This is a genomic window from Candidatus Dormiibacterota bacterium, assembly GCA_036495095.1.
GTDB lineage: Bacteria > Chloroflexota > Dormibacteria > Aeolococcales > Aeolococcaceae > CF-96.
Window position 1 is genome coordinate 12,832 of the sequence record DASXNK010000058.1, and the last position, 16,189, is coordinate 29,020.

General features: G+C 73.8%; 16 protein-coding genes. 10 read left to right on the forward strand and 6 right to left on the reverse strand.

The annotated features are described in order from the left end of the window. Positions 1-197 precede the first annotated feature (197 nt). From VGL20_06060 to VGL20_06085, 6 genes are all read left to right on the forward strand, one after another. Positions 198-509 carry an SHOCT domain-containing protein gene (locus tag VGL20_06060; GenBank protein HEY2703236.1) on the forward strand — a complete coding sequence of 104 codons (312 nt, stop codon included), beginning with the start codon at positions 198-200 and terminating at the stop codon, positions 507-509. 13 nt (positions 510-522) lie between these two features. After that, positions 523-1,338 (forward strand): alpha/beta hydrolase, encoded by an 816-nt coding sequence (locus VGL20_06065; GenBank protein ID HEY2703237.1) that lies wholly within the window; start codon positions 523-525, stop codon positions 1,336-1,338. Between the two features lie 36 nt (positions 1,339-1,374). Further along, entirely contained in the window at positions 1,375-2,382 is a 1,008-nt protein-coding gene (locus VGL20_06070) for a 2-hydroxyacid dehydrogenase (protein HEY2703238.1), read from the forward strand. A gap of 74 nt (positions 2,383-2,456) precedes the next feature. Further along, positions 2,457-3,290, forward strand: a complete 834-nt coding sequence (locus VGL20_06075) for a site-specific DNA-methyltransferase (GenBank protein HEY2703239.1) — start codon at positions 2,457-2,459, stop codon at positions 3,288-3,290. After that, entirely contained in the window at positions 3,287-4,012 is a 726-nt protein-coding gene (queC, locus tag VGL20_06080; GenBank protein HEY2703240.1) for a 7-cyano-7-deazaguanine synthase QueC, read from the forward strand. Before VGL20_06075 ends, queC begins: the two co-directional genes overlap by 4 nt. A gap of 2 nt (positions 4,013-4,014) precedes the next feature. Next, positions 4,015-4,698: a 7-carboxy-7-deazaguanine synthase QueE gene (locus VGL20_06085; protein ID HEY2703241.1), complete on the forward strand. Its 684-nt coding sequence runs from the start codon at positions 4,015-4,017 to the stop codon at positions 4,696-4,698. A gap of 122 nt (positions 4,699-4,820) precedes the next feature. Here VGL20_06085 and VGL20_06090 read toward each other — a convergent pair whose 3' ends face one another. Further along, positions 4,821-6,575, reverse strand: coding sequence for a DUF4214 domain-containing protein (locus VGL20_06090; protein HEY2703242.1), 1,755 nt, complete (start codon positions 6,573-6,575; stop codon positions 4,821-4,823). A gap of 193 nt (positions 6,576-6,768) precedes the next feature. Here VGL20_06090 and VGL20_06095 point away from each other — a divergent pair, with 193 nt between their 5' ends. Further along, entirely contained in the window at positions 6,769-7,728 is a 960-nt protein-coding gene (locus VGL20_06095) for a DedA family protein (protein HEY2703243.1), read from the forward strand. A 6-nt stretch (positions 7,729-7,734) separates the two neighbouring features. Here VGL20_06095 and VGL20_06100 read toward each other — a convergent pair whose 3' ends face one another. Then, positions 7,735-8,166 carry a hypothetical protein gene (locus VGL20_06100; protein ID HEY2703244.1) on the reverse strand — a complete coding sequence of 144 codons (432 nt, stop codon included), beginning with the start codon at positions 8,164-8,166 and terminating at the stop codon, positions 7,735-7,737. A 119-nt stretch (positions 8,167-8,285) separates the two neighbouring features. On the opposite strand from VGL20_06100, the gene lgt reads away from it, so the two are divergent. Both lgt and VGL20_06110 read left to right on the forward strand, forming a co-directional pair. Then, the gene (lgt, locus tag VGL20_06105; protein HEY2703245.1) at positions 8,286-9,185 is read left to right on the forward strand and encodes a prolipoprotein diacylglyceryl transferase; all 900 of its coding nucleotides are present in this window, start codon (positions 8,286-8,288) and stop codon (positions 9,183-9,185) included. A 40-nt stretch (positions 9,186-9,225) separates the two neighbouring features. Continuing rightward, complete coding sequence (locus VGL20_06110) at positions 9,226-9,807, forward strand: YggT family protein (GenBank protein HEY2703246.1); 582 nt, start codon at positions 9,226-9,228, stop codon at positions 9,805-9,807. A gap of 61 nt (positions 9,808-9,868) precedes the next feature. Here VGL20_06110 and VGL20_06115 read toward each other — a convergent pair whose 3' ends face one another. From VGL20_06115 to VGL20_06130, 4 genes are all read right to left on the reverse strand, one after another. Beyond that, positions 9,869-10,783: an HAD family hydrolase gene (locus tag VGL20_06115; protein HEY2703247.1), complete on the reverse strand. Its 915-nt coding sequence runs from the start codon at positions 10,781-10,783 to the stop codon at positions 9,869-9,871. Beyond that, positions 10,783-14,457 carry a DNA polymerase III subunit alpha gene (locus VGL20_06120; GenBank protein HEY2703248.1) on the reverse strand — a complete coding sequence of 1,225 codons (3,675 nt, stop codon included), beginning with the start codon at positions 14,455-14,457 and terminating at the stop codon, positions 10,783-10,785. Before VGL20_06120 ends, VGL20_06115 begins: the two co-directional genes overlap by 1 nt. Before the next feature lie 43 nt (positions 14,458-14,500). Then, entirely contained in the window at positions 14,501-14,707 is a 207-nt protein-coding gene (locus tag VGL20_06125; GenBank protein ID HEY2703249.1) for a hypothetical protein, read from the reverse strand. A 95-nt stretch (positions 14,708-14,802) separates the two neighbouring features. Continuing rightward, entirely contained in the window at positions 14,803-15,798 is a 996-nt protein-coding gene (locus tag VGL20_06130) for a S8 family serine peptidase (protein HEY2703250.1), read from the reverse strand. On the opposite strand from VGL20_06130, the gene VGL20_06135 reads away from it, so the two are divergent. Beyond that, positions 15,788-16,024, forward strand: coding sequence for a hypothetical protein (locus VGL20_06135; protein HEY2703251.1), 237 nt, complete (start codon positions 15,788-15,790; stop codon positions 16,022-16,024). The genes VGL20_06130 and VGL20_06135 overlap by 11 nt on opposite strands. Positions 16,025-16,189 lie beyond the last annotated feature (165 nt).

Genomic DNA, 16,189 nt, shown 5'->3' on the forward strand with positions numbered 1-16,189 from the left:
GGGTCGGCGGCCGCCGGGTCGGCGGGTCACCGGCCAGAGCCGTCCACACCCCGCCGCGGGACGTCGGCTAGGGTGGCGCGGGGCCCGCGGGGCGCAGGCTCTCGGACACGGTCGCCGCGGAGGTTACACGGTGGTTATGCCGAACGGCCCAGACTGGTCGAAAGCGTCCCGCCCCGATCGAGAGGAGAAGCACGTCGATGTTCACCAGGCCGGCCTTCCGGGGCTCGGGCCCAGGGTTCCATCAGGTCAGCGAGTGGCAGCTGGTGCTGGCCACGGTGCTGCGCTTCGTCGCCGTCCTGCTGGTGATCGCGGCCGCCGTCTACGTGGCGCGCTCGTTCCTGCAGGCCCGCGCGCAGACGCCCCACCACACCCCGCCGCCGCCCCGCTCGCCGGGGCTCGACGAGCTCGACATGCGCTACGCCCGCGGCGAGGTGACCCGCTCCGAGTATCTCGAGCGCCGCGGCGACCTCGGCGGGACCGCGCCTCCGCCTCCGCCGCCGGTGGCCTGACCGGGGCCGCCGGGTGACGGCGCTGCGGGGTCACTCCCTGCAGCGCCCCTGGGGACGGCTGCGGGTCTGGAGCGGGGGCTCCGGACCCGTGGTCGTCGCCGTCCACGGCCTGGGCGGCTCGGGCCGGTACTTCGACGGCCTCGCCGCCCTGGCCCGCGACCGGTTCACCGTGGTCGCCCCCGACCTCGGCGGCTTCGGCCACTCCGACAAGCCCGCGGTCGACTACGGCCGCCGCTTCCACCTCGACAACCTCGACGCCGTCGTCGACGAGGCCGCCCCCGGCGGGCGGGTGGTGGTGGTGGGCCACTCGCTCGGCGGGGTGCTCGCCGCCCTCTGGACGGCGCGCCGGCCGGAGCGGGTGGCCGCGCTCGCCCTCGTCGCCACCCCCTTCCCCGCCACCGGGAGGGGCATGCCGGCGGCGAGCCGGCGCACCCACGCCGCCGACCGGCGTCCCGGCCGCCGGCTGGTGTACGGCGCGCTCCAGGCGGCCTGGCCGGTGATCACCCTGCCGGTGCGCTCGCGCACCTTCCCACGCGCCGTCATCGCCGACTACCTGCGCCACACCCTGCCCAGCTACTGGGGCACCGCCGGCGCCGTCCTCTGGGACCCGTCCACCGAGGCCGAGCTCGCCGGCCTGGCGGCCTGGCCGGGATCGCCGGCCCTGATCCTCACCTCCCCCGAGGACCGCAGCGTCGCCGCCGCCGACGCCGACCGCTGGGCGGCGCTGCTGCCGCGGGCCGGGCGGCAGGGCGCGGCGGGCGGCCACCAGCTGCTGCTGCGCACCCGCTTCGCCGCGCTGCTCGCCTGGCTCGACCGGCTGGCTCTTTAACATGGGCCCGGCGGGCTCACGACCAGGAGGTGCGACATGGCGGGTGGCGACGGCCGGCGGTTGAGGCTCGCGGCGCTGGCCCCCGCCGTCCCTCCCGAGATGATCACCCTGCTCGACGGCGCCGGCATCGACGTGGCCCTGCCGCCGAGCCGCGACCAGGACGGGGTGCGCGCCGTGCTCGGCGGCGCCGACGTGGTGCTCGCCGACTGGAGCGGCACGCTGCGGCTGGGAGCGGCGGAGGCCGCGCTCGCCTCCGGCATCGGCTACATCCAGAACGCCGGGGCGGGGACCGACTCGATCGACCTCGCCGCCTGGGCCGCGGCGGGCGTGCCGGTGGCGAGCACCCCGGGGGCGAACGCCACCGGCGTCGCCGAGTGGTGCGTCGCCGCCGCGCTGTCGGTGCTCCGCTCGATGACCTGGGCGGACGCCGAGGTGCGCGCCGGGCGGTGGCCACAGCTGGAGGCGGCGGAGCGCGGCTGCCGCGAGCTCGGCGCCCAGCGGGTCGGGATCGTCGGCTTCGGCGATATCGGCAGCCGCTGCGCGGTGCGCTTCGGCGCCTTCGGGTGCGACGTCTCGTACTGGTCGCGGCGCCGCCGTCCCCCCGAGGAGGAGCACGGCGCCACCTGGCGCGAGCTCGACGACCTGGTCCGCGGCAGCGACGTGCTGGTGCTCGTCGTCCCGCTCACCGCGGAGACCCGCGGGCTGCTCGATGCCGGCCGGCTGGCGCGGATGCCCCGCGGGGCGGTGGTCGTCAACGGCGGCCGCGGCGGGCTGGTCGACGAGGGGGCGCTGATCGCCGCGCTCGACTCCGGCGCCCTGGGCGGCGCCGCGCTCGACGTCTTCGCCACCGAGCCGCTCGCCGCGGACTCGCCGCTGCGGCACAGCGACCGGGTGCTGCTCTCGCCGCACATCGGCGGCGCCACCGCCGAGTCGCGGATGCGCATCTTCTCGATGATCGCCGGCAACCTGACCCGGGCGATGCAGGGAGAGCCGCTGCAGGGGGTGGTGAACGGCGCCTCCCCGCAGGTGCGCTGGCGCAGCTGAGCGCCCTCCCCGCACCGCCGCTCGCGCTCCCCGGCCCCGGCCGCGGCCGCGTCCATCTCGCCGACAACCTCGAGGTGCTGCGGCGGCTGCCCGACGCCGAGATCGCGCTCGTCTACATCGACCCGCCGTTCAACACCGGGCGGGTGCAGCGGCGCACGTCGATGCGCACCGTGCAGAGCGAGGCCGGCGGCGACCGGACCGGCTTCGGAGGCCGCCGCTACCGCACCGAGACCACCGGCACCCGCGCGTACACCGACGCCCACGACGACTACCTCGCGTTCCTCGAGCCCCGGCTGCGCGAGGCGTGGCGGGTGCTGGGCCCCGCCGGCACCCTCTACGTGCACCTCGACTACCGCGAGGTGCACCACGTCAAGGTGCTCCTCGACGGTCTGGTCGGCCGTGACCGCTTCCTCAACGAGATCATCTGGGCCTACGACTACGGGGCCCGCAGCCGGCGGCGGTGGCCGGCCAAGCACGACAACATCCTCGTCTACGTGAAGGACCCGGACGCGTACTGGTTCGACAGCACGGCGGTCGACCGCGAGCCCTACATGGCGCCCGGGCTGGTGACCGCGGCGAAGGCGGAGCTGGGCAAGCTGCCCACCGACGTCTGGTGGCACACCATCGTCTCGCCGACCGGGCGGGAGAAGACCGGCTACCCCACCCAGAAGCCGGAGGCGGTGCTGCGCCGCATCGTCACCGCCTCGACCCGCGCCGGCGACTGCGTGCTCGACTTCTTCGCCGGCAGCGGCACCACCGGCGCCGTCGCCCGCCGGCTGGGACGCCGCTTCGTCCTCGTCGACTGCAACCCCGAGGCGTTCGAGGTGATGCGCGATCGGCTGGGGGGCACGGACATCGACTATGTGCGAGGATCGGACCCGGTGGGCGAGGCGGGGGAGGACCCATGACCGGAGAGCCGGGCGCCACGACGGAGGCGGGGGCCCGGGCGGGCGGTGCGGTGGCGCTGGTCTCCGGGGGTCTCGACTCGGTGACCCTCGCCCACCTCCTCCACCACCGTGGCCACGCGCCGCTCCACCTCGTCTCCATCGACTACGGCCAGCGCCACCGCCGCGAGCTCGACGACGCCCGCGCCTGCGCGGAGCGGCTGGGGGCGCGCTGGGACTGCGTCGACCTCGGCTCCCTCGGGGTGCTGCTCGGCGGGTCGGCGCTCACCGATGCCGCGGTCGAGGTGCCCGACGGCCACTACGCCGACCAGACCATGCGAATCACGGTCGTGCCCAACCGCAACGCGGTGATGCTCACCGTCGCCCACGCCGTCGCCGTCGCCGGGGGCGCCGCGACGGTGGCCGCGGCCTTCCACGCCGGCGATCACCCCGTGTACCCCGACTGCCGCCCCGCCTTCGTCGACGCCTACCGGCGGATGCAGACCCTGGCCACCGAGGGCTTCGCCCCCGCGGACATGCTGGTCACCCCCTTCCTCCACCTCGACAAGGCGGCGATCGTGCGCGCCGGCCACCGGCTCGGCGTGCCCTTCGAGCGCACCTGGTCGTGCTACCGCGGGGGCGAGCGCCACTGCGGGCGCTGCGGCACCTGCGTGGAGCGGCGCGAGGCCTTCACCCTCGCCGGCGTGGCCGACCCCACCGCGTACGAGACCGCCCCCGGGGGCTGAGCGTGCTCACCGTCGCGGAGGTCTTCGGGCCGACCCTCCAGGGCGAGGGGCCGTCGCTGGGGCGCCGCTGCGCCTTCGTGCGGCTGGGCGGCTGCAACCTCGACTGCTCCTGGTGCGACACCCCCTACACCTGGGACTGGAGCCGGTTCCGCCCGGAGCGGGAGCTGCGCCGCCTCGACACCGCCGCGGTGCTGAGCGCGGTCGAGGCGATGGCCGTCGACATGCTGGTGGTGACCGGCGGCGAGCCGCTGCTGCAGGCGCGGGCGCTGCTCCCCCTGCTGACCGGAGCCGGGGAGCGGGGATGGCGGGTCGAGGTGGAGACCAACGGCACCGTCGCCCCCCCGCCGGAGCTCGCCGCGGGGGTGACCGCCTTCAACGTCTCCCCCAAGCTCGCCAACTCGGGGATCGCCGAGGCGGTGCGCATCCGCCCGGCGGCGCTCGCGGCGCTGCGCGGCACCGGCCGGGCGGTGTTCAAGTTCGTGGTCACGACCGCGTCCGAGCTCGACGAGGTCGCGGCGGTGGCCGCGGCGCACCGCCTGGAGCCGGTGTTCGTGATGCCCGAGGGGACCACCGCCGAGGTGGTGGTGGCGCGGATGCGCGAGCTCGCCGGGCCGGCGCTCGAGCGCGGCTTCCACCTCACCCCGCGGCTGCACATCCTGCTGTGGGGCGACCGGCGGGGCCGCTGACCCCGGACGCGGCGAAGGGAGGGGGCCCGCGGTGGGCCCCCTCCCCTCGAGGTCGTGCCGTTCGGTGCGGCGGTGACCGGCGGCCACGCCGGCCGGGGCCACCACCGCACCTTGCGGAGGATCTAGTACCGGGCGTTCGCGAAGAAGTACTCGTCGCAGCTGAGCAGGTTCACCGCGCCCACGTCGTCGCTCTGACCGTGGTCGAGGTTGCCGGTCCAGTACGCGAGCCCGGGGGCGTCGGCGGTGCGGTGGAGGTACTTGGAGTACCAGCCGTTCGCCACCGTGCCGTGGAACTCGTGGGAGTAGGCGAAGTTGTTGCCCATCGCCGAGCGCGGGGTGCCGGTGGCGATGGCGTGGACCCAGTAGTCGGTCTCGGGCTGCTTCGGGCCGCGGTTGAGGAAGACCTGGTACAGGGCATTGACGAAGGCGGTGTCGTTGCCCTGGCCCCGGTTGGCCGCGTTGTAGAACTCGGTGCTGCCGCCGATGAGGCCGAGCAGGGCCTCGTTGTAGTCTCCGGCGTTCAGCCGGCCGATCCAGTAGGCGCGGCCCCCGGGGTCCGCGGGCCGGCCCAGCACCAGCTGGTAGTCGGCGTCGACGATGTGGCCGTGGGCCTCGGTCGAGTCCACGAAGAAGTTGGCGACGCTGGCGCGGCTGGCGCCGCCGTCCAGCTTCTGGGTCCAGTAGGTGATGCCGGCGGCGTCACCGTTGCGGCCGAGGACGTCGTGGTAGAGGTTGCCGACGAAGCTGCCGTTGCCGGCGGGGACGACGACGCTGCCCACCGCGATGACGGTGGAGCCGCTCATCGCCCTGATGGTCTGGGTGCCGGGATGGCCGAGCACGACGGTGAAGCTGTTGGGGCCACCGAGCACGGTCATCAGGTTCTCGGGCTGGGGGTTGCTGCTGGCGTCCACGTAGGTGCTGGTCAGCGACTGGGCGGCGCCGCCGCTGGACAGGCTGATGGTGAAGGGCTCGAAGGCGCCCGGCGAGGACGTCGACGGGGTCAGCGAGATGGAGATCAGGTGCGCCGGCACGGCGACGGGGTTGGTGTCGCACTGCCAGGGGAAGCCCACGCCATTCCAGGCGGGGTTCTGGGTGAACGCGATCGGGCTCGTGCACTTGCCCTCGTTCGCCGGGGTCTCGCGGCAGGAGCTGCTCGGGGTGCCCGTCGACCAGTCGTCGGCGTCAGCGGGAGTCCCGTCGGGGGCGCTGGCGCCGGCGCTGTCGCACGGGGTGCTGGCCACGCCGCCGGCCGGGGCGTACCCGGGATGGGCCAGGCCGAAGTCGTGGAAGACGATCGGGTCGGCGGCGGTCGCCGAGAAGTACTTGGCGTGGTTGGGATCGTTGGGGAACTGCGCGGCCTTCCCGGTGGGGGCCATGTTGGTGACCTGGGCGGCGACGGTGCCGTCGTTGTTGACGGTGACGTCGGCGGTCTGCCACTGGCAGGCGCTGCCGCTGTTGCAGGGGGCGTAGCCGTCCGGGTTGGTGTTGTTGCCGGCCGGGGTCTGGGTCTGCTTCAGCCGGTAGTCGCCGGCGGGCACGCCCTTGAACACCAGGCAGCCCTTGCTGACCGTGGCGCAGTTGCCCTGCTGCAGCACGCAGGTCCCGACCAGACCGCCCGTGCCCGACGGGAAGGTGACCGCGGTCGTCGGGAGCGCGGTGCCGGTCGCGGTGGTGAGGACGTACCTGGCGCCGTCGAGGGGCGTCCTGCAGGAGTCCATGGTCTGGACGACGACGTCGTATGGGGCGCTGGTGTTGGACGCCACCGGGGTGGCGGCTCGCACCGAGGCGCCGTCGCTCCCGATGGCCGACACCACGGACGCGGCGCTGATCAGCAGCGCCGTGAGCCCCATGGTGAACCTGGAACCGGACAGTCTCATGAGCGTTCGTGCTCCCTTCCTGAAAAATCCGTCACGGGAGACCGGTGCCCGGTTCCCCTCCGCACTCGATTCAACGTGGCGTTGGTGGCGATCTTGCGTACCGACGCGCTTCTCGGCACTCCTCCGTCCCCCGTCCCTGCTCGTATCCTGGGGCGGGCCACGGCCCGTCCACCGCACACGACACGAGGTCCCGGTGAACTTCCTCAACGGGCTGAACGGCACCGTCGCCACCCTGCTTCTCTGTGCCCTCCTCTACCTCGACGAGGTGGGGGTGCCCCTGCCCTTCGCGCCGAACGAGGTGCTGCTGGTGCTCGCCGGCCTGCTGATCGGGACCGGCGCGGTGTCGCCCTGGATCTTTCTCCCGATGGCGCTGATCGTCATGGTCGCGGGGTCGCTCAGCGGCTTCGGCTGGGCGCGCGCCCTCGGCGCCGAGCGGCTGCGTGCCGTCGCCGAGAAGCTCCACGCCGAGAGGGCGTACGACCGCGCCACCCGCCGGGTCCAGCAGGCCAGCGCCCGCTCGATCGCGGTCACCCGCCTGATCCCCGGGGTCCGCACCTACGCCACCCTGGTGGCCGGCGCCAGCGGCCTGCCGGTGCGGGTCTTCGCCACCGGCGCGATCCCCGCCCTGGTGGTCTGGGTCGCGGTGTGGGTCGGGCTCGGGGTCGCGGTGGGCGCCCCGGTCGAGCTCTTCCTCAGCCACTTCGAGCGCCTCGCCACCAGCGGCCTGCTCCTGATGGCCGCGGGAGCCGGGGCCTACCTGGCCATCCGCAGGGTCCCGAGCGCGGACGAGGAGATCGAGGGGATGATCTCCCGGGTGCCGAGCGCCGGCCGGCTGGCCCTCGCCCTCATCCTCGACTTCGGCGTGGTGGCCACCATCGTGAGCGGCGCCGATCGCATCATCCGGGCGGCGGCCCACTTCCACCACGTCGGCCTCCGCGACTTCCTGGTGCTGATCGGCGCGGTGATCGTCGTCTACGTGGTGATCACCCGGCGGGGCCCGGGCGGCACCGCGGGCGAGCGCCTGGTCAAGGTGACCTACCGGGTGCGCCTCCGCCGGTCGCGCCGGGAGCGGCGCGGTCGCGCGGCGCCGGCGACACCGCCGGAGGACGCGGACCCCAGCCCCTCGGAGCCGCGGGAGGCGGCGAGCCGCTAGCCGCGCCTAGGGCGTCATCCCGAGGGACGGATCGGTGCTGCCCGGCTGGTTGGGGGCGAGCACCGTGCCCGAGCTGTCGGTGGGGCCGAACTGACCCTCGGGGTCGTCGGCGGCGTTGGGGTCGGTGGTGGGGGCGGTGATGCCGTCGGAGGCCGAGGTGCCGTCGACGCCGGGGTCGCCGCCCGCGGTGGTGCCGTCGCTCCCCTCGGTCCCGGGGGCGCCGATGGCGCCGGGGTCACCGGCGTTGGCGGCGGCGGCGAGCGGTGCGGAGACGGCATGGCCGGAGACCGCGGGCACCCTGACCGCGGCCGGCAGAGGGCCGGGACCGGCGGCGGACGCCCTCGCCGAGGCGACCATCACCACCGCGACCACGGCCACGGCGATCAGCCCGGTGACCAGGGTGAGAAGGCGGCGCCGGCGGTGCTCGGAGGCGTCCATGACGCTCCCATGGTACGGCCGTGTCCGGCCCGTGAAGCCACCGTCACCGGATCACCACACCGCGGGCGGCCCGCTGGGGGCCTCCGCGCGAGCCCGCCGCGCCGGTGCATCATGGCGCCGTGAGCAGCGCCCCGCTCGCGGTCATCCGCATCGGCATCGACCCGGTCTTCCACATCGGCCCGGCGGCGATCCACTGGTACGGCGTCATGTACGCGGTTGCCTTCTACGTGGGCTACCGGGTGGCGGTGGTCCCCTACCTCACCCGCCGCGGGGTCGACCGGCCGACCATCGACCGGCTGATCACGTGGACGATCATCATGGGGCTGCTCGGCGCCCGCCTCTACTACGTGGTGCAGAGCGGCCTCGGCTACTACCTCAGCCACCCCCAGCACATCCTCGCCTTCTGGGAGGGGGGGATGGCCTTCTTCGGGGCCATCCTCGGCGCCTTCGCCACCCTCGCGGTGCTCGGCCGGCGCTACCACATCTCCTTCTGGGTGCTGGCCGACGCCGCGGTGCTCTTCGGGGTGGTGGGGCAGCCGATCGGCCGCATCGGCAACCTGATCAACGGCGACATCCTCGGGGGCCCCAGCACCCTGCCCTGGGCGACCGCCTACACCAACCCCGACGCCATCCTCCAGACTCAGCAGGGCTTCAGGTTCTGCGACCCCAACGCGGTGGTCTGCACCGCCTACCAGCCGGCGGCGGCGTACGAGGCGATCGGCACCATCCTCATCGGCCTGGTGCTGCTGGCACTGCTGCGCCGGGGGGTCAGGGACGGCGTCCTCGCGATCACCTACGTGGCTCTGTACGCGGTCAGCCAGATCGTCATCTTCCGCTGGCGGGAGAGCGAGCCGGTGATCGCCCTCGGCCTCAAGCAGGCGCAGCTCACCGCCATCGTCGTGCTCGTGGTCGGGGTGCCGCTGCTGCTGCTGCTCCGCCGCCGCAGCCGGGGCGACGCCGAGGTCCGCGGCGGCCGGCCGGTGACGGAGTCGACCCAGCCGGCGGAGCCGGTGGCATGAGCCCCGGCCGCGTCATCGTCGCAGGGTAGGATCGCGGACCATGCATGAGCTCGCCCAGATCGTCGCCCTCCTCGTCCGGATCGAGATCATCCTGATCTTCGCCCGGGTGCTGCTCTCATGGTTCCCGGGGATCCCTCCCTGGCACCCGGCGGTGCGCCTCCTCAGCGCCGTCACCGATCCGATCCTGATGCCCTTCCGGCGGATGCTGCCCAGCATCGGCGGGCTCGACTTCTCGCCGATCGTCGCGATCGTGGCGCTGCAGGTGGTGGGCGGGTTCCTCGTCGACCTGATCGAGCCGCGCGGCGGATCGCTCGCGCTCTCGCTCGCCATCGCGCTGCGCGACGTGGTCCACACCGTCCTGCTCGTGCTGGTGATCATCGTGCTGCTCCGGGTGGTGATCTCCTTCATGAAGGTGAGCCCCTTCCATCCCGCGGTGCGGCTGATCCGGGACATGTCGTCACCCCTGGTGCGGCCCTTCGCCGGGGTGGGCGCGCGCAGCGCCGCCGCCGACGTCCCCGCGCTCGTCGCCCTCGCGGTCTACGTGATCCTGCTCATCGTCGCCGGCCGCCTGCTCGACCAGCTGGTGCTGAGCATCGCCGGGCAGACCGTCATCGTCGGCTGAGCCCGGGGGTCGGCACCTCGTGGCCGGACGGGTGCGCCCGGGCCGGCCGTGCCGGGTCCGGTCAGGCGGCCGCCCACCAGCGCAGCAGGGGGACGAGGTCACCGGCCTCGCGGAGGGTGACGTCGACGCCGAGGGGGCGCAGCGCCTCGGCCTCGCCGCCGACGATGACGCCGCGCACCGGAGGACCGCCGGGACGCTCGGCGCGGTGACGGCGCACCAGCTCCCAGTCGTCGCGCACGTCCCCGGCGTACACGGCGGCGCTCGAGCCGCAGGCGTCGAGCACCCGCTCGAGGCAGGCGGGGTCGGGCTTGCGCAGCTGGTCCCCGGTGACCACCGCGTCGACGTCGGCGAGCGACCAGCCGAGCAGCTCGAGCGCCGCCTCGAGCTCGGGCGGGGTGCGGCCGGTGATCAGCGCCACCCGGGCGACCTGCGCGGTCTCGCGCAGCCGCCGGGGCAGGTCGGCGGCGACCAGCGGGCGCTCGGCGTCGACCAGCCCGGCGGCGGTGGTGACGTGCCGCGGATCCTCGCCGAAGACGGCGCGGAAGCGGTCGGCGCCCCAGTAGTGCTCGTCGAAGACACGGACGCAGAGGCCGCCGTCCACCCGGGGCAGCTCCGGCGCCGCGGCGCGGAGCCCGGCGAGCCCGCCCCCGGCGGCCTCGACCGCGGAGAGCAGCGCCTCGAGGCGGCCGGCCGCCCCGCCGGCGCCGACCGCGGCGAGGGCGATGCTGCTGTGGATGTCGTCGTTGAAGCCGCCGGCCCGCTTGAGCTGCGCGATCTCGGCGTGGCTGGGCGTCCACGGCCGCTCCACGCCCATCAGCCGCTGCAGCGCGGCCACGGTGTGCCGCACCGCCTCGCGGAAGGAGGGCTCGACGTCGACGAGGACGCCGTCGACGTCGAGCGCCACGGTATCGGGGTGGAACGGCATGGCCGCCGCCGCGGTGAGCCGGGCTCCCGGAGGGAGGGCCGCCGCCCCCATCAGGGGGGAGGTGCCCCGCCGTTGCGGCCGCGGACGCGTCGGGGATCGCGGGGGGCGGCGCGGTCCCGGCGCAGCTCCAGCCGGTAGGAGCCCTCGCCGAGCAGCGCGGTCACCGCCCGCTCCAGCGGCGGACCGGGGTCGACGCCGAAGCCCTCGGCCAGGCTGACCTGGTCGACCTTCTCGGGAAGCTCGACGTGGAGCACCACCGGGGCGTCCCCGCGGTGCAGCTCGAGCGCCTCGCGCAATGGTCCCAGCAGCGGGACGTGGGCGGCGCCGAGCGCAAGGTGCACGGTGGCGTTGCGCCGCCAGGTGAGCAGCCGCGGGTCCTCGAGCCCGAACACCGCCTCGGCGATGATCTTGGCGGGCTCGGGCTCGCCGCCACGCTCGTCGTCGTCGCCGCGCGACTGCGCCTCCACCTTGCCCCGCACCACCACCACGCTGTCCGGGGTGAGCAGCGACGCGCACTCCTCGAAGGTGCGTGCGAACACCACCACCTCGCAGCTGCCGCTCATGTCCTCGATCTGAAGGAAGGCCATCCGCTGCCCGGTCGAGCTGCGCCGCGGCACCACGGTGCGCAGCTCGCGCACCGCCCCGCCGATCTGCACCATGAGGCCGTCGAGGTGCGGCCCCAGCTCGCCGATCGTGGTGTCGCAACGGGTGCGCAGGGTGTCGTTGATGCGCCGCAGCGGATGGTCGCTGAGGTACATGCCGAGCAGCTCGCGCTCCCAGCGCAGCCGGTCCTCCTCGGCGGCGGGCACCACCCCGACCGGGGTGAGGTCCTCCACCGGCAGCGGGGCGGGGCCGTCACCGCCGCCGTCGCCATCGGAGGGCATGCCGAACAGCGAGGTCTGCCCCTGCTCGCGCTCGCGCCGCACCTGCGCGGCGCGGTCCATGGCACGGTCGATGACGGCGAGCAGGGTGGCGCGGTCGCCGAGGCTGTCGCAGGCGCCGCTGCGCACCAGCGCCTCGAGCACCCGCCGGTTGAGGTCGCGTCCGCCGGCGCGGAGGCAGAGGTCGAGCAGCGAGGTGAACGGCCCGCCCTCGTCGCGGGCGACGAGCAGGGTCTCGACCACCTTCTCGCCGACGTTCTTGATGTGGGAGAGCCCGTAGAGGATCTCGCGCTTGTCGGTCTCGCCGACCACGAACCCGGTGCCGCTGCGGTTGATGTCCGGGGGACGCACCACCAGTCCCCGCGCATGGGAGTCGAGGATGGCCTGCTTGAGCTTGTCGAAGTCGCCCGCCTTGCTGTTGAGCAGGGCGGTCATGTACTCGAGCGGATGATTCGCCTTCAGGTAGGCGGTCTGGTACGAGATGAGCGCGTAGCTGAAGCTGTGCGCGGCGTTGAACCCGTACCCCGCGAAGTACGCCATCAGGTCGAAGAGCTCCTCGGCCCTGCGCGCGTCGACACCGCGACCGGCTGCGCCCGCGAGGAACTTCTCCCGCTGCAGCGCCATCTTCGCCTTGTCCTTCTTGCCCATCGCGGCGCGGAGGATGTCGGCCTCGCCGAGGGTGAAGCCGGCCACGGCGGAGGCGATCTTCATCACCTGGTCCTGGTACACGATCACGCCGTACGTGCTGGACAGGATCGGCTCGAGCTCGGGAAGCACGTACTCGACCGGCTCCTCGCCGCGCTTGCGCTTCATGTACAGGTCGATGAGGCCGCCCTCGATCGGGCCCGGCCGGTTCAGCGCCGATGCGGCGCTGATGTCGTCGAGGGTCTGCGGCTGCATGTCGAGCAGGATCTTCTTCCCGCCCACCGCCTCCAGCTGGAAGACCCCGAGGGTGTCGGCCCTCCCCAGCAGGGCGTACGTCGCCGGATCGTCGAGGGGCAGGGTGTCGATGTCGAGCTCGATGCCGGTCGTGTGCCTGATGTTCTCGACCGCCGACTCGATGACGCTGAGGTTGGTGAGGCCGAGGAAGTCCATCTTCAGCAGGCCGATGGTCTGCACCCCGTTCATGTCGAACTGGGTGACCATGGCGTCGCGATCGTTGGTGGATCGCTGCAGCGGGACGATGTTCTCCAGCGGCTCGGGGGCGATCACCACCCCGGCGGCGTGGGTGCTGGCGTTGCGGCAGATGCCCTCGAGGCGCCGGGCGTTGTCGATGATCGACTTCGCCCAGGGCTCGTTGTCGTACACCTCGCGCAGCTCGCGGTTCTCGAGGGCCTTCTCCAGGGTGATGCCGATCTGCGCGGGCACCAGCTTGGCGAGGCGGTCGACGTCGGCGAGCGGTACGTCGAGGACGCGGCCGACGTCGCGGATGGCGGCGCGGGCCGCCATCGTGCCGAAGGTGATGATCTGGGCGACCCGGTCGCGCCCGTACTTCTCCTGCACGTACTCGATGACGCGGTCACGGCGGCGGTCGTCGAAGTCGATGTCGATGTCGGGCATCGACACCCGCTCGCGGTTGAGGAAGCGCTCGAAGATCAGCCCGTACCTCAGCGGGCAGATGTTGGTGATGCGCAGTACGTAGGCGACCAGCGAGCCGGCCGCGCTGCCCCGGCCCGGCCCCACCTTGACGCCGTCGCAGCGGGCGGCGCGGATGAAGTCCCAGACGATGAGGAAGTAGGCGGCGAAGCCGGTCTCGCGGATGACGTCGAGCTCCATGGCGAGCCGCTCGCGGGCCTCGCGGGTGGGCTCGGGATAGCGCTCGCGCAGGCCCTGCTCGCAGAGCTCGCGCAGGTAGGAGTCGGCGTCGAGGCCCTCGGGGATGGGCGAGTAGCGGGGCAGCAGGGTCCTGCCCATGGGCAGCTCGAGGCTGCAGCGCGCCGCCACCGCCAGGGTGTTCGACGCCGCCTCGCTGTAGGCGGCGAAGCGCTGCGTCATCTCGGCGCCGCCGGCCATGTAGAACTGGGGCCCGTGGAAGCGGAAGCGCTTCTCCTCCTGCCGCCGGGCGCCGGTCTGGAGGCAGAGGAGGATGTCGTGGGCCTCGGCGTCCTCGGCCCGGACGTAGTGGGAGTCGTTGGTGCAGACAAGCGGCAGCCCGGTGCGCCGCGCCATCTCCACCAGCCCGGCGCGGATCTCCACCTCCTCGGGGATGCCGTGGTCCTGGAGCTCGAGCAGGTAGTTGTCCGGGCCGAAGATCTCCATGTGCTGCCGGGCCACCGACTCGGCGGCGTCCATGTCGCCGCGGAGGATCGCCTGGGGCAGCTCACCGCCGATGCAGGCGCTGAGGCAGATCAGCCCCTCGGCGTGCTGGGCGAGCAGCTCCTTGTCGATGCGCGGCTTGTAGTAGTGGCCCTCGAGGTGGGAGCGGCTCACCAGCCGGACCAGGTTGCGGTAGCCGGTGAGGTCGCGCGCGATCAGCACCAGGTGGTTGGGATCGCGGTCGGCCTTGCCCTCCTTGTCGTGGCGCGACCGCGGCGCCATGTACATCTCGCAGCCGATGATCGGCTTGATCCCGGCCCTGCGCGCCGCGGTGGTGAACTCGACCGCGCCGTAGAGCACCCCGTGGTCGGTGATCGCCACCGCCGGCTGGCCCATCCGCTTCGCCGTGTCGACCAGCTCGCCGATCCGCGCCGCGCCGTCGAGCAGCGAGTACTCGGTGTGGGTGTGGAGGTGGACGAACGGCTCGGACGGGTCGCCCGCGCCGGTCGGCGCGGCGGGCGCGGGGTGAGGATGGGTGGCGATGATGGGTCCTCGGAAGGGGGGGCGGGCGCCGGCGGAGGCGAACATGTGTACGGTAGCGAGCCGGCGTGGGCTCCGGCAAGGGCGGTGGTCAGTCCTCGTCGATCATGAACTCGTCGTGGAGGTGGTCCATCTGCCAGACCAGGGCGGGGAGGTCGTAGGTGACCAGCTCGTCCCCCTCCCAGATCGCCCCCATCTCCTCGGCCAGCTCCACGTCGTTCAGGTCCTTGGGTTCGTTCCCGCTCCAGCGGAACCTCACCATGCTGTTCTCACGCCGCCCCAGCACCAGTCTCTCCACGGCCGTCACCTCCCGGTCCCATTGTCCCTCTCCCCGGGGGGGCGGTTGGAGATGCCCGAGCACAGCAGCGCCCGTGTCAGATCAGCCGCGCATCTCTAGAACGCCGTGGTGCCGTTCGGCGTCCCCATCCCGGTGGGGCCGTCGTAGCCGGGGCCGGCGGCGCACTGGTAGCCGGAGAAGCAGAGGAGGGTGTTCGTCCCCGAGGTGACGTCGTTCAGCCCGCCGCTGTGGGCGTAGGGGTAGCCGGGGCCCGCGGTGGTCGCGTTCCCGGCGAGAACGAAGGCGCCCGCGATGACCGGGGCGGCCGCGCTGGTGCCGCCCGCGACCGACCAGCCGCTCGACTGGTAGGTGTCGTACACGCTCACCCCGGTGGCCGGGTCGGCGACCGCGGCGACGTCGGCGGTGGTGCGGTTCGAGCAGCCGGGGTCGTGCTGCCAGGCGGGCTTGGGCTCGTAGGCGCTGCAGCCGCTTCCCGACCCCGACCACGCGGTCTCGCTCCAGCCGCGCGAGCTCGATGCCCGCTGCAGGGTGGTGCCGCCCACGGCGGTGACGTACGGCGACGTCGCCGGGTAGACGGTGCCGAAGCCGCTGTCGCCCGAGGCGGCGACGATCGCGATGCCGGGGTGGTGGAAGTGCGCGTCCCAGCCCAGCTCGGCGGACTGCTCGCCGACGCCGAAGCTGTTGCTGATCGCCACCACCCCCGGCCAGGCGGCGGCGGTGTCCTCGGCGGCGGCGAGCACCGGCAGGTCGGGCGTCGCCGCCTCGACCAGCAGGATGTGGCAGTCGGGGCAGGCCGCCGAGATCATGTCGAGGTCGACCGAGACCTCCTTCGACCAGCCGGCGTCCGGCGGCGGATAGGCGGTGCCGCCGGTGCCGGCGATCTTGTGGAAGCAGCCGTTGGCGGTGGTGCACGCGGGCAGGCCGAAGGTGGAGCGGTAGACCGCCAGGTCGGCCTCGGCGTTGGGGTCGTCCATGGCGTCGACCACGGCGACGGTGCGTCCGCCGGATCCGCCGGCGGGCAGGCCGTAGGCGGAGTGGAGGTCGAACGGGTGGAGGCCGGGCACCTGCGGCGCCGGGTCGGTGGCGGGCATCGGCGCCGGCGTGGTCACCGGCGACGCGGTGGGCGCGGGGCTGGGGGAGGCGGTCGGGCTCGGGGTCGCGGTCGCGGACGGCGACGGCTTCGGCGTCCGGCTCGGCTTCGCGGTCGGGCTCGGCCTGGGTGTCCGGCTCGGCTTCGGCGTCGGACTGGCCTTCGGCTTCTTCTTCTTGGCCAGCGGCTCGGCCTGGGTGCTGAAGAGCGCCAGGCAGCGGGCCTGACCGGGGCTGGCGACCGGGCACGCGGCCTGGAACACGTCGGCCGGGGGCGCGGCGGCGGCGAGCGAGGGGCTGGTGACGGCCACCGGCGCGCCACACCCGCACACGGCCAGCGCCAGCGTCAGCGTCGCGATCGCAACGCTCAGTGCCCGTGCTCCGCGCATCCGG

Bases quoted from the DNA above. Each gene is read 5' to 3' on its own strand.
- VGL20_06060 (HEY2703236.1), top strand. From the start codon at position 198: ATGTTCACCAGGCCGGCCTTCCGGGGCTCGGGCCCAGGGTTCCATCAG.
- VGL20_06070 (HEY2703238.1), top strand. From the start codon at position 1,375: ATGGCGGGTGGCGACGGCCGGCGGTTGAGGCTCGCGGCGCTGGCCCCC.
- queC (HEY2703240.1), top strand. From the start codon at position 3,287: ATGACCGGAGAGCCGGGCGCCACGACGGAGGCGGGGGCCCGGGCGGGC.
- VGL20_06090 (HEY2703242.1), bottom strand. From the start codon at position 6,575: ATGAGACTGTCCGGTTCCAGGTTCACCATGGGGCTCACGGCGCTGCTG.
- VGL20_06100 (HEY2703244.1), bottom strand. From the start codon at position 8,166: ATGGACGCCTCCGAGCACCGCCGGCGCCGCCTTCTCACCCTGGTCACC.
- VGL20_06110 (HEY2703246.1), top strand. From the start codon at position 9,226: ATGCATGAGCTCGCCCAGATCGTCGCCCTCCTCGTCCGGATCGAGATC.
- VGL20_06115 (HEY2703247.1), bottom strand. From the start codon at position 10,783: ATGGGGGCGGCGGCCCTCCCTCCGGGAGCCCGGCTCACCGCGGCGGCG.
- VGL20_06120 (HEY2703248.1), bottom strand. From the start codon at position 14,457: ATGTTCGCCTCCGCCGGCGCCCGCCCCCCCTTCCGAGGACCCATCATC.
- VGL20_06130 (HEY2703250.1), bottom strand. From the start codon at position 15,798: ATGCCCGCCACCGACCCGGCGCCGCAGGTGCCCGGCCTCCACCCGTTC.